General features: G+C 42.8%; 12 protein-coding genes and 1 pseudogene. 10 read left to right on the plus strand and 3 right to left on the minus strand.

Annotation, left to right across the window (positions count from 1 at the left end; genetic code table 11):
• Positions 1 to 4 precede the first annotated feature (4 nt).
• Together BXY_RS23260 and BXY_RS23265 are read left to right on the plus strand one after the other, a co-directional pair.
• Positions 5 to 1933: a RagB/SusD family nutrient uptake outer membrane protein gene (locus BXY_RS23260; RefSeq protein WP_004299918.1), complete on the plus strand. Its 1929-nt coding sequence runs from the start codon at positions 5 to 7 to the stop codon at positions 1931 to 1933.
• A 36-nt stretch (positions 1934 to 1969) separates the two neighbouring features.
• A complete protein-coding gene (locus BXY_RS23265) occupies positions 1970 to 3541 on the plus strand; it encodes a LamG domain-containing protein (RefSeq protein ID WP_015533077.1) in 1572 nt (523 codons plus the stop codon).
• Positions 3542 to 3661: 120 nt separating this feature from the next.
• On the opposite strand, the gene BXY_RS23270 is transcribed toward BXY_RS23265, so the two are convergent.
• The gene (locus BXY_RS23270) at positions 3662 to 3928 is read right to left on the minus strand and encodes a hypothetical protein (protein ID WP_007755811.1); all 267 of its coding nucleotides are present in this window, start codon (positions 3926 to 3928) and stop codon (positions 3662 to 3664) included.
• A gap of 390 nt (positions 3929 to 4318) precedes the next feature.
• The gene (locus BXY_RS23275) at positions 4319 to 5692 is read right to left on the minus strand and encodes a sigma-54-dependent transcriptional regulator (RefSeq protein WP_008645251.1); all 1374 of its coding nucleotides are present in this window, start codon (positions 5690 to 5692) and stop codon (positions 4319 to 4321) included.
• Positions 5693 to 5779: 87 nt separating this feature from the next.
• On the opposite strand from BXY_RS23275, the gene BXY_RS23280 reads away from it, so the two are divergent.
• From BXY_RS23280 to BXY_RS23295, 4 genes are read left to right on the plus strand one after another with little or no spacing between them, the layout of a single operon-like run.
• Positions 5780 to 6619: a peptidylprolyl isomerase gene (locus tag BXY_RS23280; RefSeq protein ID WP_008645252.1), complete on the plus strand. Its 840-nt coding sequence runs from the start codon at positions 5780 to 5782 to the stop codon at positions 6617 to 6619.
• 5 nt (positions 6620 to 6624) lie between these two features.
• Positions 6625 to 7857: a M16 family metallopeptidase gene (locus tag BXY_RS23285; RefSeq protein ID WP_008645253.1), complete on the plus strand. Its 1233-nt coding sequence runs from the start codon at positions 6625 to 6627 to the stop codon at positions 7855 to 7857.
• Between the two features lie 27 nt (positions 7858 to 7884).
• Complete coding sequence (locus BXY_RS23290) at positions 7885 to 9243, plus strand: MATE family efflux transporter (protein WP_008645254.1); 1359 nt, start codon at positions 7885 to 7887, stop codon at positions 9241 to 9243.
• Positions 9244 to 9270: 27 nt separating this feature from the next.
• Entirely contained in the window at positions 9271 to 11586 is a 2316-nt protein-coding gene (locus BXY_RS23295) for a hybrid sensor histidine kinase/response regulator (protein WP_008645255.1), read from the plus strand.
• A gap of 305 nt (positions 11587 to 11891) precedes the next feature.
• On the opposite strand, the gene BXY_RS23300 is transcribed toward BXY_RS23295, so the two are convergent.
• Positions 11892 to 12950 (minus strand): acyl carrier protein, encoded by a 1059-nt coding sequence (locus BXY_RS23300; RefSeq protein ID WP_004313045.1) that lies wholly within the window; start codon positions 12948 to 12950, stop codon positions 11892 to 11894.
• Between the two features lie 381 nt (positions 12951 to 13331).
• Here BXY_RS23300 and BXY_RS23305 point away from each other — a divergent pair, with 381 nt between their 5' ends.
• The 4 genes and pseudogenes from BXY_RS23305 (at position 13332) to BXY_RS23320 (ending at position 23723) form a co-directional block, all read left to right on the plus strand.
• The gene (locus BXY_RS23305; RefSeq protein ID WP_208946902.1) at positions 13332 to 17843 is read left to right on the plus strand and encodes a translocation/assembly module TamB domain-containing protein; all 4512 of its coding nucleotides are present in this window, start codon (positions 13332 to 13334) and stop codon (positions 17841 to 17843) included.
• 2 nt (positions 17844 to 17845) lie between these two features.
• Positions 17846 to 20189: pseudogene (gene tamL, locus BXY_RS23310) on the plus strand (translocation and assembly module lipoprotein TamL).
• A 524-nt stretch (positions 20190 to 20713) separates the two neighbouring features.
• Complete coding sequence (locus tag BXY_RS23315; protein ID WP_004299937.1) at positions 20714 to 21625, plus strand: nucleotidyltransferase family protein; 912 nt, start codon at positions 20714 to 20716, stop codon at positions 21623 to 21625.
• Positions 21626 to 21767: 142 nt separating this feature from the next.
• On the plus strand, positions 21768 to 23723 hold the full coding sequence (locus tag BXY_RS23320; RefSeq protein ID WP_004314402.1) for an ABC-F family ATP-binding cassette domain-containing protein: 1956 nt from the start codon (positions 21768 to 21770) through the stop codon (positions 23721 to 23723).
• The last annotated feature ends 78 nt before the right edge of the window (positions 23724 to 23801 follow it).

A 23801-nucleotide genomic window follows, 5' to 3' on the forward strand; every position in this document is an offset into this window, starting at 1 on the left:
AAATATGAAAAAGTTATATAGATTTTCAGCAATTGCTTTATTGGTCCTGCCGTTGGTCTTTACTTCATGTAGCGATTACCTGGATCGGGACGATGATGATAATATTACGGAAGCGGACGTTTTTGCCCGTTACGAAAAAGTGAACGGACTGGTTTCCGACGTATATGCGGCTGCAAAGAAAGCAGACCGTCCGCTGGTGTTCTTCGAGCACTTCAGCAACAGTGCCATTACGGACGAATGTGAAGGAACCAACGTAGAGGGAAACATTACGAATAACTTCAATAACGGTGCCTGGAACCCGAATTCTTTGCCCGGTAGTGTAGGGCAATATTGGGAAGCTCTTTATGAAGGAATCCGTAAAGCGAACCTGATTATAGAAAATGTACAGAAGTATAATACGCCCGACAACCCACAGCAGGATGGTGATCTTCGCAACCGTATCGGTGAGATGTATTTCATGCGTGGTTATTTCCACATGCTGTTATTGCGTATGTATGGCGAAGCTCCTTATATTGACCGTGTGATTAATGCCGGAGATAATATGGACTTCAAGAAAGAATCTGTTCATTCGATGGTTGAAAAGATTGTGACGGATGCGCAAACTGCTTATGGCATGGTTCCTAATAAATATGTGAAAACTTCCGAGAATTTTGGGCGTGTGGATAAGGGAGCCTGTCTGGGATTGATTTCTTTTGTTCGCTGGGTAGCGGCTACTCCGTTGTGGAACGGTGCTTCTCAATATGGATACAACTTGCGTCGTGTGTTTGAAAATGAGTATGCTTATGATGCTACTCGTTGGAGAAAAGCCAAAGAAGCGGCTAAAGCCGTTCTGGATTTCGAAGTCGGCGGAACCAAGCGTTATTCTCTCTATACGAAACATGATGCAAATGATTTCAAGGATCCGGCTGACGGTAATCTGAATGACAGCCGTGTATATGCTCGTTTGTGGGATATGTTTTATGATATGGATGCCTTTGCCAATGAGTATGTGTTCTTTATGACGAAGAGCAAGGATCAGGCATGGCAGGGTGATATTTATCCGCCCAGCCGTGAGGGAAGTTCGCGCCAGCAACCGGTACAGGAACAAGTGGATGAATACGAATATATCGTAGGTGATTATGGCTATCCGGTATATTCGGCAGAAGCCCGCAAAGGTGGCTATGATGATACTAATCCGTATGTGAAAGGTACTCGTGACCCGCGTTTCTATCGTGATGTAATTTATCACGGAGCTCCTTACCGTAATAATAAGAACGAGTCGAAAACGATCAATACGGCGAGTGGTTCCGATAAGATTGGTGCTACCAATGCAACTACTACCGGTTATTATTTACGTAAATTCCAACAGGAGTCATGGAACAAATCCGGTAACTTCAGTATCAATGCGCCAGCCATCTGGCGTCTTCCGGAGTTTATTTATATTTATGCAGAGGCTTGTAATGAATTGGGCGAGGATATCGATGAAGCTTATAAATTGGTGAATACGGTTCGTGAACGTTCTTTTATGAAACCGATGCCGCCGGAAGTAAAGACTAATCAACAGTTGATGCGTGAATACATTCAGCGCGAACGTCGCGTGGAACTCTTTTATGAGGGAAAACGTCCGTGGACTTGCCGCTTGTATCTGGAACCCACCAGTAAGGAAGAGCTAGCAAAGGAAAGCCTTTGGAAATCCAGCGGAAGCGATAACTCAAAACGTACGCAGAAATACTGGGCTGCCAATAACGGCGCATTGCCCCGTTGTCAGCGAATGATTAACGGAATGCGTCCGGTGCAGGATGAGAATGGGGCTATTACGGTTGACGGAGTGAAATATAGAATGGAACGTTTCTGCGTGGAAGAACGTACGTTCTCTATTCAGCATTATCTGTTCCCGATTCGCCAGAGTGAGTTGCAGAAGACACCGACCATTGAACAAAATCCCGGATGGTAAACCGGTAGGAATGTATAACTTTAAAAAGAAAATCAGATGAAACGAATCTATACATATATGTGTCTGTTGCTCTTGTCGGTATTATCGTTTGCCGTTACAGGTTGTGATGACGATGATGACGACGATGTGGCTAAAGACTTGATAGAGTTGATTGTGAATAAACCGGTAATACGTATCGGGCAGAATGAGGAAGCCAAAGTGAATGTAGTGGTTGGAAACGGAAACTATACCGTGAGAAGTTTCAACACTGCCATTGCAACGGCTACCGTTTCCGGCGAATTAATAACTGTAAAAAGTGGCTCACAGAATGGGGCCACTACCGTTGAAGTAATGGATGGAGAAGGAGTAGTTGCCAATATCTCTGTGAATGTAGGTGTATTTGAATTGGAAGTGAATGAACCGGAGGTGGTCTTGGAAGTTGCCGGTGAAAAGCAACTGATTGTCAGCATGGGAAACTTTTCCAGTAATGATGAATTGTCTTATGAGGTGGAGGATGAAACGGTTGTCAGCATGGTTAATACAGATCAATTCCGTCCTTTCTATACTTTGACAGGTTTGAAGAACGGACATACAACAGTGACTTTTACGGACCATAAAGGAAAACAGGCAGTGGTTCAGGTGACGGTAAAACCGATTTCTATTGATGTCTCCAATCTGACACCGAGAGTGGGAGTCAACAATAAGATCATGATTACGGTAGAAAAAGGGAACGGAGGTTATAGTCTGACAGCAGAGAATGAAGAGATTGTAGCTATTCAGCAGGTGGATGACACTCGTTTCAATTTAATAGGTAAAAAAGCGGGTATCACTACCGTGTTTGTCAGAGACGAAGCGGAACAGGAATTAAGTCTGACCGTTACGGTGGTACAGGCAGATAAAGTAGCGAACCTGGGCAGCGGTAATTACTTTAAAGTACCGTTTGAATATAATGGTACGGCAGATGAATCGCTAAAGATTTTGAGTACGATCACATTTGAGGCTCGTTTCAATATTGAGTCGTTGAATGGCAATGACAATGGAAATGCCCGGATTAATACGGTGATGGGTATAGAGAAGAAATTCTTGCTGCGTGTCGACGTGCATAAGGGAGGAAGCAATGATGAAGAACGTTTCCTTCAGCTTGCTGCAGATGATAAAGGTAGTATTCGCTATGAGGGCTCTACTAAGATAGAAACCAATAAGTGGTATGATGTGGCTGTGGTATTGGATAATAGTAAGAGCGGAAGCGAACGGATTGCATTGTATGTAAATGGTGTCAGAGAAACGCTTCAATTATCAAACGGTACGCCGGATGATTTGAAAGAGATCAATCTTACTTCTGATTTCTACATCGGTCAGTCTGATGGTAAACGCCGGTTGAACGGAGCTATCAGTTATGCCCGTATTTGGACAAAAGCTTTGTCGGATCAACAGATCTCCGAGCAGAGCGGCAAGTTGTTGAGTGAGGATAAGGATGGAATGGTAGCTAATTGGTTATTCAATAATGGAAATGGTAATACCAAGACATTTGTGTCCTTGGCAGGAAAGAGCTTCGAAGCAGAGGCGGCAAATATTGTTTCAAGTTGGAAAACAGATCCGATATTGGAAACAAGTACTCCTACAGAATGATTGTAAGAAGATAGGATAATAAAAAAAGCCATCCCCGGAATAGACGAAAGTAGGGATGGCTTTTTTTGTAGTGTGCTTACTATTCTTCGGCAGACTATGTTTTGCATGTTGTTGGCAAGGTTATTCCTTGACAGGCACAGCCGGTTTGTCTTTGGATGCAGTGTCTGTGACAACTGTATCATTGACATTGGCGGCTAATGCAATCAGTGATGCCTTTGCAGGTGCGTCTTCTTTGGTTACAGTATCTTTTACTACTGTATCATTGACAACTGTCGCATTGATTTCTGTCGGGGCTGTCACAGCTTCCGCAGAACTCTGCGCCTTTACAAGGAATGAACCACCACAAACAAACATAAACATTGCTACTACTAATACTAATTTCTTCATAATCGTTTGCTTTAATGATAATTAGACATATGTTTTCAATTCTCTCTCTTGTGTTAAGGAATTGGTTATTGCTTTTTCGCTAACGTCTAATTAAATATCAAAGCGTGTGCCAAAATAGAAGAATGTATGGTAAGTGGTTGATAAATAAAGATATGTGGAAATAGAACCAATCAGGATGTTGGGGAAGTGTGTGTGGAGTGTGTGGAAATTGTGGCGGGGAGTGTGGAATTATTCCACACTCGTGCAGCTGTTCTCTTGTTCATATCGTACCTCTAATGAGGGAGAGTATTTTTGCTCAAATTGGTGCTGAAATAAAGTTTTCAACAGAAGTACCGGAGAAAATTCAGTTAATCCGATGGTGTTACGGAGTATACTTGTAGATTTACAGAGTTATAAGTCTATATTATACAGTTTCAACTTATTATATAATGTCTTCCGGTCAATATTCAGTAATTGCGCTGCTTTACTCTTATTATTTCCGGTTTGGCGCAGTGCTTCCAGAATATGCTCTTTTTCAGTCTCTTCATTGCGTAGTGCAATACTGGTGCTACTTGATGCAGGAGTTTCTAAAAGCTCGGTTCCCAGTTCCAGTAAAGTGATGAAACTGTTTTGTGCCAATAAAGTTGCTCTTTTGACGATGTTCTTCATTTGGCGCAAATTTCCCGGCCAATGATAATTCAATAAAGCCTGTGATGCTTTCGCGTCAAAACCAATCAGGTGTTTATCCAGTTCCTTGTTTGCCTGGTCGAGGAAGAAGTTGGCAAAGAGTAGAATATCCTCTTTCCGTTCTTTCAGATCGGGCATCCGGAGGGTAAATTCATTGATACGATGATAAAGGTCTTCGCGGAAAGTGCCTTTCTCAATACCCTGTTCCAGGTTCTCATTGGTGGCGGATACCAAACGAATATCTACCGATATCTCCTGTGTAGAGCCTACCGGACGTATTTTTCTCTCTTGCAGAGCACGGAGCAGTTGTATCTGCACTTCGTAACTAAGATTCCCGATTTCATCCAGAAAGATAGTACCGCCATTGGCAGCAACGAAAGCACCGGTTTTATCAGTCAACGCACCTGTAAACGATCCTTTCACATGACCGAAAAACTCGGAAGCCGCCAGTTCTTTCGGGATAGAGCCACAATCTACGGCAATAAACGGCTTATCGCTTCGTTTGCTAAGTTGGTGAATACGGTGTGCCACATACTCTTTTCCAGTTCCGCTGGAGCCGTTGATAAGTACGGACATATTGGTCGGAGCTACCAGGCCTACATAATTGTAGAGTTGTTTGGCTGCGTCACTTTCTCCTTCCAGATAGGCACGGTTGTTTTCTGTTGAATCTTTCGATGAGGTAGAAGAGCCTTTTTTAGAAGACGATTTAGCTGTGTTATGAGTAGCGGGAGTTTCTCCGGACTGCAAACATTCAGAGATTTTCTTCAGTAACTCTTCCGGATTCACCGGCTTGGCGATATAATCACGTGCTCCCAGTTTCATAGCTTGCACGGCAGATTGTATATCCGCATAGCCGGTCATGATAATCAAAGGAATGTCCATGCCTTGTTCGTTCATCCATTTCAGCAGATCAATGCCTTCATGGTCGGGTAGCCGCAGGTCTGATAAAACCAGATCGACGCTTTGGCTTTCGATATGTTTCCGGGCACGGGCAATATTACTCACTGATGATACTTCAAAGCCTTTTTTTCCTAACCAGGTTTTTAGCATCATTCCAAAAGTGATATCATCTTCAACGATCAATATGGAGCTCATCATGTCAGGTTTTGATTCTTTTAAGTCACAAAGGTAAGAGGTTTTGGGTGAAAGTGGTATATTTGCAAACTTAAATTAAATAAAAGTGTTATGAAAAAGATTCTATTGATCATATTAACCATATCGTTTTGCGGACTTACTGCCTGCAAAACCGGAACAAAAAAAGGAGGAGACATGGATAAAGAAACGTTGGTGAAGATTGAAACAACTTTAGGAGACATTGAGGTGAAACTGTATAATGAGACACCGAAACATCGTGATAATTTTATCAAACTGGTGAAGGACGGAGTTTATGAAGGTACACTGTTTCACCGTGTTATCAAAGATTTTATGATTCAGGCCGGTGATCCGGACTCAAAAAATGCGCCGAAAGGAAAAATGCTGGGTACCGGAGACGTAGGTTATACCGTTCCCGCTGAATTTGTATATCCTAAATATTTCCATAAGAAAGGTGCCCTGTCCGCTGCCCGCCAGGGGGATAATGTGAACCCGAAGAAAGAATCTTCCGGTTGCCAGTTCTATATCGTGACAGGTAAAGTGTTTAACGACTCTACTTTGCTGGGAATGGAAAGCCAGATGAATGAGAATAAGATAAATGTTATTTTCAATACACTGGCACAGAAACACATGAAGGAAATCTATAAGATGCGGAAAGCAAACGATGAAAACGGTCTTTATGATTTGCAGGAAAAACTGTTTGCGCAGGCACAGGAAATGGCTGCCAAAGAACCGGAATTCCATTTCACTCCGGAACAGATTGAAGCCTACACTACGGTGGGTGGTACTCCGCATTTGGATGGCGAATATACCGTGTTTGGCGAAGTGGTGAAAGGAATGGACATTGTGGATAAGATCCAGCAGGTGAAAACAGACCGCAGCGACCGTCCCGAAGAAGATGTAAAGATAACAAAGGTGACAATACTTGACTGAATCGTATGAAAATCAACAGGCATATTCTTGATAATGGGTTACGTCTGGTACATTCGCAGGACGAGAGTACGCAGATGGTTGCCCTTAATATATTATATAATGTGGGAGCTCGCGACGAAGATCCCGAGCATACCGGCTTTGCCCATCTGTTCGAACACCTGATGTTCGGAGGGTCGGTGAATATTCCCGATTATGACATGCCGCTTCAATTGGCGGGTGGAGAGAATAATGCCTGGACGAATAATGATATAACCAATTACTACCTCACTGTACCTCGTCAGAATGTAGAAACCGGCTTTTGGCTGGAATCCGACCGGATGTTGAGTCTTGACTTTAGCGAACGGAGCCTGGAGGTACAGCGGGGAGTGGTAATGGAAGAGTTCAAACAGCGTTGTTTGAACCAGCCTTATGGAGATGTCGGACATCTTTTGCGCCCTCTGGCTTATCAGACGCATCCTTATCAATGGCCTACGATCGGAAAAGAGTTGTCGCATATTGCCAATGCTACGCTGGAAGAAGTAAAAGCATTCTTTTTTCGTTTTTATGCTCCTAATAATGCAATATTGGCCGTGACCGGCAATATCTCTTTCGAAGAGGCAGTTGCTTTGACGGAAAAATGGTTCGCTTCTATTCCTCGTCGGGAAGTTCCTTTGCGGAACCTGCCACAAGAACAGGAACAGACAGAAGAACGGCGGTTGACGGTAGAGAGAAATGTGCCTCTCGATGCTTTGTTTATGGCCTATCACATGCCCGACCATCGGCATCCAGATTATTATGCATTTGATATTTTGTCGGATGTGTTGAGCAACGGACGTTCCAGTCGATTGAACCAGCGTTTGGTACAACAGAAACAGTTATTTTCGAGCATAGATGCCTATATTTCAGGCAGTGTAGATGCGGGGTTATTCCATATTAGTGGAAAGCCTTCGGCTGGTGTCACTCTGGAACAGGCGGAAGCGGCAGTAAGGGAAGAACTGGAACTGTTGCAGCACGAACTGGTTGACGAACAGGAACTGGAAAAAGTGAAGAACAAATTTGAGTCCACCCAGATATTCGGTAACATCAATTATTTGAATGTGGCAACCAACCTGGCTTGGTTCGAACTGCTTGGCCGAGCGGAAGACATGGAAAAAGAAGTAGAACGTTATCGTTCTGTCACGGCGGAACAATTGCGGACAGTAGCCCAATCCGCTTTCCGGAAGGAGAACGGAGTTGTGCTTTACTATAAAAGTAAATGAGGATTTTAAGATCCTATTTAAAAGATGATGAAGAGACTATTTGATATATACAAAGACCATTACAAAGCACTAATTTTTCTCGGACTACCGATTGTGATCGGGCAAATAGGAGTGATCGTTCTCGGATTTGCTGATACATTAATGATCGGGCATCATAGTACGATTGAGCTGGGAGCAGCTTCCTTCGTAAATAATGTGTTTAATCTGGCGATTATTTTCAGTACAGGGTTTTCGTATGGACTGACTCCCATTGTAGGAGGGCTGTATGGGACTCATCAGTATGCTCCTGCCGGACAGGCATTACGCAACAGTTTGCTGGCAAACCTGATGGTTGCATTGCTACTGACTATATGTATGACTGTTCTTTATTTGAATATAGAGCATCTCGGACAGCCGGAAGAATTGATTCCTCTGATTAAACCGTATTACCTTGTTTTGCTTGCTTCATTAGTGTTTGTCATGCTTTTCAATGGATTCAAGCAATTCACAGACGGAATAACGGATACCAAAACCGCCATGTGGATATTGCTTGGAGGAAATGTCTTGAATATCATAGGAAACTATATCCTGATTTACGGTAAACTCGGATTGCCCGAATTAGGTTTGTTGGGAGCAGGTATCAGTACGCTGTTTTCGCGTATTGTGATGGTGATTGTATTTATAATCATTTTTATGCGTAGTCCGCGTTTTGTCCGTTATAAGATTGGCTTTTTCCGTTTGGGATGGTCACGCGCTGTATTTGGACGCTTGAATGGACTAGGATGGCCGGTTGCTTTCCAGATGGGGATGGAGACAGCCTCCTTTAGTTTGAGTGCTATCATGATCGGTTGGCTGGGTACGATCGCTTTGGCTTCTCATCAGGTGATGTTGGCTATTTCGCAGTTTACCTTTATGATGTATTACGGTATGGGGGCTGCTGTTGCTGTTCGTGTCAGCAATTTCAAAGGGCAGAATGACATCGTCAATGTACGCCGTTCCGCCTATGCCGGTTTTCATCTGATGATGACATTGGGTGCCGTGCTTTCCTTGATTGTCTTCCTTTGCCGGAATTACTTGGGAAGCTGGTTTACCGACAGCCAGGAAGTGGTTGCTATGGTGACATCTTTAATTTTTCCTTTCCTTGTCTATCAGTTTGGCGACGGGCTTCAAATCACTTTCGCCAATGCTTTGCGTGGAATTTCAGATGTAAAACTAATGATGGTTATCGCCTTTATCGCCTATTTCGTTATTTCGCTTCCCGTAGGATATTTCTGCGGCTTTGTAATGGGATGGGGGATAGTAGGTGTCTGGATGGCATTTCCTTTTGGTCTGACGAGTGCGGGATTAATGCTCTGGTGGCGTTTCCACTACATGACAAAACTTCCCGAACCTCACCCCAAAACCTAATACTTAATACTTAAAATTTTTATCCCAATGGCTTCCTTCCGTTTTACAAAGTTGAAAATAACCGCCGGTTACACTTTGTTACTGGCGATCCTCCTTTTCTCGCTGGTGTTTGTACATCGTGAGATGGAAGCATTGTCGGCAGCCGACGATCAGCAGAACTTAAGAACTGATAGTCTATTGACCCTTCTCCACGAGAAAGATCAAAACACGATTCAGATGTTGCGGGTGTTAAGTGAAGCAAACGACAGTCTTCTCTCTGCTTCGGAGATTGAAGAAATCATTTCCGAACAAGATTCTGTCATTACCCAGCAACGGGTACAACATCGGGTCATTACCAAGCGTGACTCGTTAATAACTACTCCTAAAAAGAAGGGATTCTTCAAACGGCTCGCCGAAGTGTTTTCCCCTTCTAAACAAGACAGTGCCGTATTAGTTAATACATCGCTGGAAGTAGCCACTGATACCATTCTCCAACCGACTACTTCTAAAGATTCTCTTCAGCAGAAAATCCGCATGGCTACCGAAGAAAAACGGTTGCAACGGAAGAAAACCATCCGGCGTACCAGTACGAAGTACCAGCGGATGAATACACAGTTGACGGCACGAATGGATAGTCTGATTAAACAATATGAGGAAGAAATGACCCTGCGTGCCCGTCAGGATGCCGAGCTTCAGCAGGAGGTAAGAATGCGGTCGGCGCGTATCATCGGCGGTATCGCGGTTGGTGCCGTACTATTATCTGCTTTTTTCCTGATATTGATTATGCGGGATATCTCTCGCAGCAACCGTTATCGTCAGCAATTGGAGGTGGCGAATAAACGCGCGGAAGATTTGCTTGTTGCCCGTGAGAAATTAATGCTGGCCATTACCCATGACTTTAAGGCGCCGTTGGGGTCAATCATGGGATATACCGAACTTCTGTCCCGGCTGACAGAAGATGAACGGCAACGGTTCTACCTCGACAATATGAAAAGCTCTTCGGAACATTTGTTGAAACTAGTCAGTGACTTGCTCGATTTCCATCGGCTCGATCTCAATAAAGCGGAAGTGAACCGTGTAACCTTTAACCCTTCCCAGCTGTTCGACGAGATTTATGTCAGTTTCGAACCTTTGACCGCTGCCAAAGGTTTAGCCTTGCAATGTCACGTCGCCCCGGAACTGAACGGAAGATATATCAGTGATCCTTTGCGACTCCGGCAAATAGTGAACAACCTTTTGTCTAATGCCGTAAAGTTTACTCAAAAAGGAGAGATTAGTCTGACAGCCAGCTATGATTCTTCTAAGTTAACCATTGCTATCGCCGATACAGGAAAAGGAATGGCATCAGAAGATCGTGAACGTATCTTCCAGGAGTTTACACGTCTTTCCGGTGCGCAGGGGGAAGAAGGTTTCGGACTCGGACTCTCTATTGTGAAGAAACTGGTAACCTTGCTTGAAGGAACCATTGACGTGCAAAGCACATTAGGAAAAGGAAGCTGTTTTACTGTAACTCTGCCTCTTTATCCGGTAGGTAAATCCATTGCGGAAAGTGAATCTACTGAAAGCGAAAATGCGGATATAACAGAGGAGTCGGCTGTGATTCCTCCGATGAAAGTCATCCGTGTCCTTTTGATCGATGACGATAGGATTCAGTTGAATCTGACTGCTGCCATGTTGAAACAACATGGTATCGATGCGGTATGCTGTGAACAGCTGGAGCAGTTGATTGAACAGCTTCGCTCTTCCGTTTTCGATGTATTGCTAACAGATATACAAATGCCTGCTATTAACGGTTTTGATTTGGTAAAATTATTGCGGGCTTCTAATATACCACAAGCAAAAACAATCCCCGTCATTGCTGTGACCGCCCGTAGCGAAATGGATAAGGCTGCTTTACATGAACATGGCTTTGCCGGTTGTCTGCATAAACCGTTTACAGTAAAAGAATTATTGATGACGGTAAATGAAGGACAACTCTCGGCTGATGAAGCGCATATCACAGAAGATATGGCAACAGCCGGAATAAACTTCTCTGCACTTACTGCTTATTCTGAAGACGATCCGGAAGCGGCATCCTCCATTATTCAGACTTTTATTGAAGAAACAGGTAAGAATATCGAACGGATGCAACAAGCGCTGAACGATAAAGAGGTGGACGGGATAGCTGCTATGGCGCATAAGCTCCTCCCTCTCTTTACAATGATTGGAGTGGATGAAGCAATACCTCTTTTAGAATGGTTGGAGGTACAGCGAGGGCAAGACTTTTCGAAGAAAGTAAAAGAAAAAACCGACCATGTACTCCAAGAGATATTGATAGTTTTGACAAAAGCTAGAGAATACGAGCAATATCTCCTCCAAAAATAAAATAGTTCTCTATATGTGTAGTGACTCTTTTTATCACAGAGTAATGTCGATATATTTGATTTTAATCTAAAATATGTATAACGGAGGTTGCTGACTAGAGGGAAAAAAGAAATTCAATCTCTGAAAAATTACATGATAGCGATTTTATCTATTTAGCCAATGATGATATAGCTTGTTTTAATGAAATAGTTCCAAAATAGATTTTTATGTGTCTTTTATTGTTGGAAAACATAAAAAAGTTTTTTCATTTTAGTGGCTAGAGAAAGCTTCTTTCATTTAATAAGTTTTTTAGAAATCATTCTCTATTAGGCATGTTCTATGATGTATTGATATAGATCTCCAGCTGTATTTAATCGTTCTGCATTTTCTGCAGAAATATCAATTCCATATTCTTCTTCAATTCTCATTATTAATTCAATAAAATCTAAACTATCTAAATTGAGTTCATGAATGAGTTGAGACTCTTTATGTATAAAGGCTGGGTCAATATTACATTGCTCAGAAATAATCTTTTTTAAGAATTCAAATGTGTAGTGAGATAAATCATCTTTATTATTATCAGACTCTTTATTAGGTTTTATTTCTTTACCTTTTTTTTCTATATTCGATGTTGTGAGAACTAACCCTCTTTCATTTGATACTATAGCATGGATTATTACTTCCCATTTTTCTATTATTTTATTTCCGTTTGTATAAGCAATAGTTGAAGTAACTGTTCCTTTCCATGTAATTTCTGTGTTTAAAGTTTTTGCAATGTAATTACCTTTTTCTGACTTATATGTTATTGTAATTATCCAATCTTGATCAGATGAAAAATTAAAAGGTGTAACTGTAGCATCTATATTGGTAACTTCAGAAATAATGTTGGAACGCTGATTCATACATTTTGTAGTACAATTTAAATTAAATGATAAATCGAAATTTGGTATAATGTCATTTTCTGTTTGGAAGATAACAGGCCCATAATTACTGTAGTATTGTTGTGTTTTTGGATAACATAATTTTTTTAGAAGTGCTTTTAGATTTCCAACAGTTTTACAATTGTCTTTTTCAGAATCAAATAACTTTATATTAAATGTTTCTTCTACTTTGTTGAAAAAGGCTTGCATCTTCAATTCATCAGCTCCTATATCTTCAATGAATCTTGTATTATCATTATACATTGATGGGATGATATCTAATATAGTAGAAATTATAGTATTTAATTTCTCATCTATGTCATTTTCATTACTACTAAGAGTTTTAATTACTGGCGGTTCTATCTTTTTAAGGTCGTAAAAATTATAGTCTAACGATTCTTGACATGAGCTTAAATGTAAAACTAAGATACTTCCCATTGTTAATGTACGAATTCTTTTTTTCATAATGATTAATTTTAGAATTAATAATTAAGATGTTTCCTTTTTATTTATAACAGATAATGCTTTGATATCTATTGTCTATTGTATTATGGATAGACTTCTTCACAAATATATGTAATAACTTATAGATTAAAAAATAAAACTTTTTGTTTTACAACATATTATTATGCTGCTATGTTTTGTTTGGAGTAAAACTTTACTAATAATGAATATTAATATCTTGAGAATAGAAATGTCTAGTCATTTTTGAGATAAGATTATTGGAAAACGGTAAATCGTAATAACTATATTTTTTTGTTCCTAAACATTTTACTCATCTCGTCAACCTTTTTTCGGAATAATTTGTTTACTTTGTGTCACCTTATTTACACTGACACATTTTACATGAAACGAAAATGGATACGCTGGGTAAGCTGGATACTGCTTACTCCTATAATACTCTTTGTAATACTAATGGTATTGCTTTATGTTCCTCCCGTTCAGAATCTTTTGCGTCGGGAGGTTACTGCATATGCCTCTAAGGCAACCGGTATGCAGATTCAGGTGGAACGGATAGACCTTCGTTTCCCGCTTAATCTGTTGGTTCGTGGCGTAGAGGTTATTCAACAGCCGGATACTCTTTTGTCTTTGGAAAGCCTGAATGTCCGTGTGCAGGCATGGCCGTTAATAAAAGGAAAAGTCGAAGTGGATGAAGTCACTTTGAGCCGGGTAGCCGTTAATTCAGCCAATTTGATGGAAGGAATGAAGATTAAAGGCGTTTTAGGACGTTTCTTCCTGCAAAGCCATGGTGTTGACTTGTCCAATGAAATAGCGATTATCAATCAGGCCGAACTGTCTGATACCCATGTGCAGTTGCTGATGAATGATACTACCACCACTCCTAAAGATACCACAGCCTCTGCTCCTGTAAACTGGAAAGTGGATCTTCATCAGTTGAAATTAAAGAATGTATCATTCAGTATGCAACTTCCTGTTGATTCCATGCGGATGGCAGCTCATATCGGGGAGGCTGCTATTGATGATGCACAGGCTGATTTGAAAAATCAGTTTTATGGTTTGAAGAAGTTTCTGTTGTCGGGAACTTCCGCCAGTTATGATACAGGAACTGCGCAACCAATAGAAGGTTTTGATGCTTCCCATATTGCCGTTCGTGATGTTCGCATCGCTTTGGATTCCCTGTTGTATAAAGGCAGGGACATGAATGCGGTCATTCGTGAGTTTACAATGAATGAACGTTCCGGATTAAGTGTTGTTTCACTGACAGGTAGAGCATACTCTAACGATTCAATCATTAGTGTTCCCGGTTTAAAACTAAAAACCCCTCATTCTGAAATAGATTTATCTGCCCATACCTATTGGGAACTTGTCAACATCCCGACTACAGGACGTTTGTCCGCCAATCTCAATGCCTATATCGGCAAAGAAGATGTTATGTTATTTGCAGGAGGATTGCCTGATAGCTTTAAAGAAGCCTATCCATTTCGTCCGCTTGTCATTCGTGCCGGTACGGACGGTAACTTGAAACAAATGCAGATTTCCCGTTTTACGGTAGACTTGCCGGGTGCTTTTGCTTTAGAAGGCGGCGGTATGATAGAAAACCTGGCTGACAGCCTGACTCGTACCGGAACCATTGGGCTGAAAATGACAACTCAAAATTTGAACTTCCTGACCGCTCTGTCAGGAGAGGCTCCCAATGGTACGATTGTAGTCCCTGACAGCATGAATCTGGTGGCGAAAGTTGATATCAAAGGTCCTGAATATAAAGCAGGCCTCCGTCTGAAAGAGGGGAAAGGAGCTATGGACGTGAATGCAGCATTAAATACATCTACCGAAGTTTACAAAGCTGATCTGAAGATAGACAATCTGCAACTCCATAACTTCCTTCCGAAAGATTCTATCTACGAACTGTCTCTTTCGGCTGCGGCTAATGGTCGTGGACTGGATGTCATGTCTTATCATTCTTTTGCCAAACTGAATCTTTCATTAGATCAGCTTCATTATGCAAAATATCATCTCTCCAATCTTAATTTGACAGGAGACCTTAAAGGCGCACTGGTCACCGCACATCTGACAAGTGACAATGCTTTATTGAAAATGACAACCGATGCGGAATATAATTTGGCGCACAGTTATCCTGATGGTAAGATAACGGTTAATGTCACTCAACTGGATTTACATGAATTAGGAATCATGCCACAGCCAATGAAGCGTCCGCTTACTTTTAATTTAGCTGCCGAAGCTCGTCGGGATTTAGTCTCGGCACATTTCGTTTCCGGAGATATGAAACTCGACTTGAGCGCACGTTCCGGCGTTAATCCTTTAATTCGCCAATCTACTCACTTTGTGGATGTATTGATGAAGCAGATTGATGAGAAAGCATTGAATCACGCTGAACTGCGTAAGGCGTTACCGACGGCAGTTTTCTCTTTCTCTGCAGGACAAGAAAACCCTTTGGCATATTTTCTGGCTACTAAAAAGATAGCTTACCATGATGCTTCTGTGAAATTCGGAGCAGCTCCTAATTGGGGAATTAATGGAAAAGCCGCTATTCATGCTTTGAAAGTAGACACCTTGCAACTGGACACGATTTTCTTTACAGTCAAACAAGATACCACACTCATGAAATTGCGTGCCGGTGTTATTAACGGACCGAAGAATCCGCAATTCTCCTTCTCTACTACACTGACAGGAGAGATTCGTGACCGGGATGCGGAACTGCTGGTAGATTTTAAGAATGGAAAAGGAGAAACGGGCGTACTGCTCGGTGTCAATGCGCGTCCTTTGTTTGAAGGGCAAGGAAAAGGCGATGGATTAGCTTTCACATTAATCCCGGAAGAACCGATTATCGCCTTCCAGAAATTCCATTTTAATGAGAATCACAACTGGATTTATGTGCATAAGAATATGCGTGTATACGCTAATGTAGATATGTGGGACGATGAAGGAATGGGCTTCCGTGTACATTCGGTGCGGGGGGACACTGTTTCTTTACAGAATATTGATGTCGAAATCCGAAGAATCAGTTTAGCCGAATTGAGCAAAGTACTGCCTTACTTCCCGGAAATAACCGGTTTATTCTCTGCGGAAGCACACTACGTGCAGACTGAAAAAGATCTTCAACTCTCGGTTGAATCATCTATTGACGAGCTGACTTATGAACGTCAACGAATTGGTGATGTAACATTAGGAGCTACCTGGTTGCCGGGCGAACAAGGGAAACAATATCTTAACGCTTATCTGAATCATGACAAAGTGGAAGTGATGGTGGCGGATGGCAAGCTGGTTCCAACCCAGACAGGGAAGGATAGTCTGGAAGTAAATGCCACTCTGGAGCACTTCCCGCTCCGTGTAGCGAACGTATTCATTCCCGATCAGATGGTTACATTAGCCGGTGATATGGATGGTAATCTGAACATTACCGGTAGCACCGAACAACCTTTGATTAATGGCGAACTGATATTGGATAGTGTTACTGTCCTTTCCCGGCAGTATGGTGCTAACTTCCGGTTCGAAAACCGCCCGGTGCAGATAAAGAATAATCGTTTGGAGTTTGATAAATTCGCTATTTATACAACAGGAAAGAATCCATTTACGATTGACGGATCTGTCGATTTCAGAGATATGTCCCGGCCGATGGCAAATCTGAATCTGCTGGCACAGAACTATACGCTTCTGGATGCCAAACGTACCCGTGAAAGTCTGGTTTACGGAAAAGTATATGCTGATTTCCGGGCAACGGTGAAAGGCCCGTTAGACGGATTGAACATGCGTGGAAACATGAGCTTGTTGGGCAATACAGATGTTTCTTATAAATTGACCGATTCACCGTTGACTGTGCAGGACCGTTTGGGAAGTTTGGTAACCTTTACTTCATTTAGTGACACCACGACGGTTGTTCAGCAAGAAGTGCCGACCGTTTCTTTAGGCGGGCTGGATATGGTGATGATGGTACACATCGACCCGTCCGTTCGTTTGAAAGTCGATTTGGACGCAAGCAATGACAATCGTGTTGAATTGGAGGGAGGAGGTGACCTCTCAATGAAATATACTCCGCAAGGAGATCTGACATTGACCGGACGCTATACGTTGAGCGGCGGTTTGATGAAATATGCTTTGCCTGTCATCGCTGCCAAAGAATTTGCTATCGACAACGGCAGCTATGTGGAATGGACGGGAAATCCTATGGACCCGATGCTGAACTTCAAAGCAACCGACCGTATCCGCGCTTCTGTCTCCGAAGGAGAGAATGGTGGAACACGTATGGTTAATTTCGATGTGTCTATCGTCGTCAAGAACCGACTGGATAATCTTTCTTTCGCCTTTGACGTATCTGCCCCCGAAGACGCAACCATACAAAATGAATTGACGGCTATGGGAGCGGAAGAGAGAGGTAAACAGGCTCTGTATATCATGGTTATGAAAACCTACCTTGGCACCGGACCGATTGGTGGCGGAGGTGGTGGACTGGGTAAACTGAATATGGGTTCTGCATTGAACTCCGTATTAAGTAGCCAAATCAACTCATTGATGGGGAACCTGAAAAATGCCAGCGTTTCTGTTGGTATCGAAGACCACGATCTGTCGGATACGGGTGGTAAGCGTACGGATTACAGTTTCCGTTATTCACAACGTCTCTTCAATAACCGTTTCCAGATTGTAATCGGAGGTAAAGTTTCTACGGGTGAGAATGCGACGAATGACGCGGAATCTTTCATCGATAACATCTCTCTGGAATATCGCTTGGATAGAACCGGAACCCGTTATGTCCGTCTGTTCTACGATAAAAACTACGAAAGTGTACTCGAAGGCGAGATTACGGAAACCGGAGTCGGTCTGGTACTTCGCAAGAAGCTGGATAAACTTAGCGAACTGTTCATCTTTAAGAAAAAGAAGTAAACATGAAAGGTATATATAGTAACATATTAATAAGTTGCCTGATGGGTATCATCTTATTTTCGGGTTGTTCGGTGACAAAGCATCTGCCCGAAGGGGAGGTACTTTATACAGGAGGAAAAACTGTCATACAGAATAAGTCGACAACACCGGTAGGAGGGACGGCCCTGACAGAGATTGAGGCGGCTCTTGATAAAACTCCCAGTACGAAGATGTTGGGAGGGCTTCTGCCTATTCCTTTTAAGATGTGGATGTACAATGACTTTGTGAAATATAAAAAAGGATTTGGAAAGTGGATGTTCAACCGTTTGGCTGCTAACCCTCCGGTATTTATTTCCACTGTCAATCCGGAGGTCCGCATCAAGGTGGCTACAAACTTGCTCCGTGATTATGGTTACTTCAATGGGAAAGTGACTTATGAAACATTGGTCGATAAGAAAGACAGCCTGAAAGCAAGTATTCTTTATACGGTAGACATGAAGAATCCTTATTTTATAGATACGGTCTATTATCAGCGTTTCACTCCTCAAACGTTGCGCATTATGGAACGGGGACGTCGAATGTCTTATATAAGTCCCGGCGAGCAGTTCAACGTGGTCGATCTGGATGAAGAACGTACCCGTATCAGTACGCTGTTGCGTAACCGGGGATATTTTTACTTCCGTCCCGATTATATGACTTATCAGGCAGATACGACATTGGTTCCCGGTGGACATATCAGCCTTCGTCTGATTCCCGTTCCGGGATTACCCGCTGCGGCACAACGTCCTTACTATGTAGGAGATGCTTCTGTTTACCTGTTTGGCAAGAATGGTGAGGCGCCCAATGACAGCATGATGTATAAGAATCTGAATATACATTATTATAAGAAATTGCAGGTACGTCCGAATATGCTTTATCGTTGGTTGAACTATCAACAGTTTGTGCGGAACGCACAGATGCGGGCTTCCAATCGTACCCGTCTTTACAGTCAGTATCGACAGAAGCAGGTGCAGGAGAAACTTAGCCAGTTGGGAATCTTCAGTTATCTGGATTTGCAATATGCTCCGAAAGATACGACAGCCGTTTGTGATACACTGAACGTAACCATGCAGGCTACATTTGCCAAGCCGCTGGACGCCGAACTGGAATTGAATGTCGTAACCAAAAGTAACGACCAAACCGGTCCCGGGGCATCATTCGGCGTCACCCGGAACAATGTATTCGGAGGTGGCGAAAGCTGGAACGTGAAGCTGAAAGGCTCTTATGAATGGCAAACCGGCGGAGGAGAAAAAAAGCTCTTTAATGAACAGCTGGGAGATGGGAGTTTCTACCTCTCTGACTTTCCCGCGCGTGGTTTTCCCGCATTGGGGGAAAAGGGAGTTTGACTTCCCGGCTACCACTACATTCCGTTTATACATCGACCAGTTGAACCGTGCCAGGTATTATAAACTGTTGTCATTCGGCGGAAATGCTACCTACGATTTCCAACCGACACGTACAAGCCGTCATAGTATTACCCCTTTCAAACTGACATTCAACGTCCTTCAACACCAATCGGAAGAATTCAGGGAAATTGCCGATGCTAATCCTGCATTATATATCAGTTTGAAAGACCAGTTTATTCCTGCTATGGAATATACCTATACCTATGATAATGCTTCCGCACGCGGTATTAAAAATCCGATTTGGTGGCAATCGACTGTAACCTCTGCCGGTAACCTGACCTCGGTGATTTACCGTGCTTTCGGTCAGTCTTTCAGCAAAGAGGACAAACGTTTGCTGAACGTCCCTTTCGCGCAGTTTGTGAAACTGAATACGGAATTCCGCCATTTGTGGAATATGGACAAGAATAATAAGATTGCTTCCCGTGTAGCTTTGGGTGCTCTCTTCGCCTACGGTAATGCAACGATAGCCCCTTACAGCGAACAATTCTATGTGGGTGGTGCCAACAGCATCCGCGCTTTTACGGTACGTAGCATCGGCCCGGGCGGATACCATCCGGCAGAAAGCCGCTACTCTTACCTCGACCAGACGGGTACTTTCCGTTTTGAGGCAAATGTAGAATATCGTTTCCGTATCTTTAAGAGCATTTGGGGAGCCACTTTCCTGGATGCAGGAAACGTCTGGTTGATGCGCAAGGATGAGGCCCGTCCCAATTCACAACTCGAACTGAAAACGTTCCCGAAACAGATCGCTCTGGGCACCGGTGTCGGTATTCGTTATGATATGGATATTCTTGTGTTCCGTCTTGATTTCGGTATTCCTTTGCATCTGCCTTACGATACAGAACGAAGCGGATATTACAATGTCACAGGATCCTTTATGAAGAATCTGGGAATACATTTTGCTATCGGTTATCCCTTCTAACGTTCTTTCTTTGTCTTGAAACAAAGAAAGAACCAAAGAAAATTCAAGGCTGCGTTTTTCCGGCTACTCCGGTGTTCTCTCCGGCTAAAGGGCAGAAACTCGCTTCGCTCAAACAGTCTGCCCTTTTTAACGCTGGAGAAAACGCCTGCGCTTAACGCCGGAAAAACGAGGCCGATCCCCTTTCGGCGTGTTTGTTGCATAGGTTAATGAATTACTGGATTTCTTGATTTGTCATTGATGTACTTTTGATTCTGCATAGGTTTACATGCCGAAAGGTTTTCCGACCTACTTTTTTCTCTGTTAAGCGAACACCCGTAACGAAGCGTTAAAAAGGGCAGATTGTTTGAGCGAAGCGAGTTTCTGTCCTTTAGCGTAGTGAAGGGTGTGAGTAGGAGAAAAAAGTCAGTCTTGAATTTTTCTTTGTTTCTTTCTTTTGTTTCAAGACAAAAGAAAGAAAGTTTTTGTAAATTTGCAACGAAATCTGATGCCGTTGACATCACTAACCTTTTAATATTACACAATTTATGAAACCAACTTTATTCTTATTGGCAGCCGGTATGGGTAGCCGTTATGGAGGCTTGAAGCAATTAGACGGACTGGGTCCTAATGGCGAAACTATTATGGATTACTCAATCTATGATGCTATCAATGCCGGATTTGGCAAACTTGTATTTGTAATCCGCAAAGATTTTGAACAAGATTTCCGTGATAAAATTATTTCCAAATACGAAGGTCACATTCCTTGCGAACTGGTATTTCAATCAATTGACGATCTTCCGGAAGGCTTTACTTGTCCGGCAGACCGTACCAAACCTTGGGGTACTAACCATGCAGTAATGATGGGTGCTGATGTGATTAAAGAACCGTTTGCAGTGATTAACTGTGATGACTTCTATGGTCGTGATTCTTTCCAAGTGATGGGTAAATTCCTTTCTGCTCTTCCTGAAAATTCAAAGAACGTTTATTCAATGGTAGGTTTCCGTGTAGGAAATACATTGAGCGAAAGCGGTACGGTATCTCGTGGTATCTGTAGTACAGATGCTAAAGGATTGTTGACATCTGTAGTAGAACGTACGAAGATTCAACGTCTGGACGGTGAAGTGAAATATATCGGTGATGATGGCGAATGGACGGCTACTCCCGACACGACTCCGGTAAGTATGAACTTCTGGGGATTCACTCCTGATTACTTCGCTTACAGCCAGGAATTCTTCAAGACTTTCCTTAGCGATCCGAAGAATATGGAAAACCTGAAGAGCGAGTTCTTCATCCCATTGATGGTAGATAAATTGATTAATGACGGAACTGCCACTGTTGAAGTACTGGATACTACCAGCAAGTGGTTCGGGGTTACTTATCCGGAAGACCGTCAGAGCGTAGTAGACAAGATTCAGGCATTGGTAGATGCCGGTGAATATCCTGCTAAGTTGTTCTAAAGAAGAGCCATTGATTAAGATAGAGAGCAGTCATTCATAAGAATGACTGCTTTTTTTGTTTTTCATAACGTATCATACTAAGTAGTATCTAATAAATATTCAGTATCTTTGCAGTCCAAAATGTTATAAATCAGAAGCAGAAGTGATTTCAGTAGAAGGATTATCAGTAGAATTTAATGCGACGCCGCTTTTTGAGGACGTCAGCTATGTAATTAATAAGAAAGACCGCATTGCGCTGGTCGGCAAAAATGGTGCCGGCAAATCAACCATGCTGAAGATATTGGCAGGTTTGCAGTCACCGACACGCGGAGTGGTAGCTACTCCGAAAGATGTAACCATCGGATATTTGCCACAGGTCATGATTCTTTCCGACAACCGGACGGTGATGGGAGAGGCAGAACTGGCATTCGAACATATATTTGAGCTTCAGGCGAAGTTGGAACGGATGAATCAGGAACTGGCGGAACGGACAGACTATGATTCGGAAGAATATCATCAGTTGATAGACCGTTTCACGCATGAAAACGACCGCTTCCTGATGATGGGCGGTACGAACTTTCAGGCGGAAATCGAACGGACACTTCTTGGATTGGGATTCAGCCGGGAAGATTTTGAGCGCCCTACTTCGGAGTTTTCCGGTGGATGGCGTATGCGTATCGAATTGGCAAAACTGCTTTTACGACGCCCGGACGTGCTTTTGCTCGATGAGCCGACCAATCACCTTGATATTGAAAGTATCCAATGGTTGGAAAACTTTTTGTCTACACGTGCCAATGCAGTCGTATTAGTCAGCCATGACCGTGCTTTCCTGAATAACGTAACTACCCGCACCATCGAAATCACTTGCGGTCAGATTTACGACTACAAAGTGAAATACGATGAGTTTGTAGTCCTGCGTAAAGAACGCCGTGAACAACAGCTCCGTGCTTACGAAAATCAACAGAAACAAATACAAGATACGGAAGATTTTATTGAACGCTTCCGTTATAAAGCAACGAAAGCCGTACAGGTGCAAAGCCGTATCAAGCAACTGGAAAAGATAGACCGCATCGAAGTGGACGAGGAAGATAATTCCGCCTTGCGTTTAAAATTCCCTCCAGCCAGTCGTAGCGGAAACTATCCTGTGATTTGCGAAGATGTGCGCAAAGCGTATGGCAGCCATGTCGTTTTCCATGATGTCAACCTGACTATCAACAGGGGAGAGAAAGTGGCTTTCGTCGGAAAGAACGGAGAGGGTAAGTCTACCTTGGTGAAATGTATCATGGACGAAATTGATTTCGAAGGCAAACTAACGATCGGACATAATGTACAAATCGGTTATTTTGCGCAGAACCAGGCACAAATGTTGGATGAGAACCTGACTGTATTCGATACGATTGACCGAGTAGCGACAGGAGATATCCGTCTGAAGATACGTGATATACTGGGAGCTTTCATGTTTGGAGGCGAAGCTTCGGATAAAAAGGTGAAAGTCCTTTCCGGAGGAGAACGTACGCGATTGGCGATGATTAAACTTCTGCTGGAACCCGTAAATCTACTGATTCTGGACGAACCGACCAATCATTTGGATATGCGTTCGAAAGATGTTTTGAAGGAAGCTATCCGCGAATTTGACGGAACAGTGATTCTTGTCAGCCACGACCGTGATTTTCTGGATGGACTTGCGACTAAAGTATATGAGTTTGGCGGTGGACTTGTAAAAGAACACCTTGGAGGTATCTATGAATTCTTGCAAAAGAAAAAGATAGATAGCTTGAACGAGCTTCAGAAAGGAGCGGGATTGTCGGCTTCTCCCACGGCTTCAGCTAAAGGTAATGAACCTGAAACCGTTCAGCCTTCGGAGAATAAGCTCTCTTACGAAGCCCAGAAAGAACTTAATAAGAAGATTAAGAAACTCGAACGCCAAGTGGCGGACTGCGAAGCCTCAATAGAGGAAACCGAATCCGCGATTGCTATCGTAGAAGCGAAGATGGCAACTCCCGAAGGAGCTTCGGATATGCAGCTCTATGAACGGCATCAAAAACTGAAGCAACAGTTGGATGGCATTGTTGAAGAGTGGGAACGGGTTTCGATGGAACTGGAAGAAACGAAAAATTAGAACAAAACGCATACTTCCGGGCACTATGTGAGAGAAACGTTATACCTCGGTAGAAGGTATTCCTGGCGGGTATCTGTT

Origin of the sequence: Bacteroides xylanisolvens XB1A (assembly GCF_000210075.1) — a bacterium.
GTDB classification, from domain to species: domain Bacteria; phylum Bacteroidota; class Bacteroidia; order Bacteroidales; family Bacteroidaceae; genus Bacteroides; species Bacteroides xylanisolvens.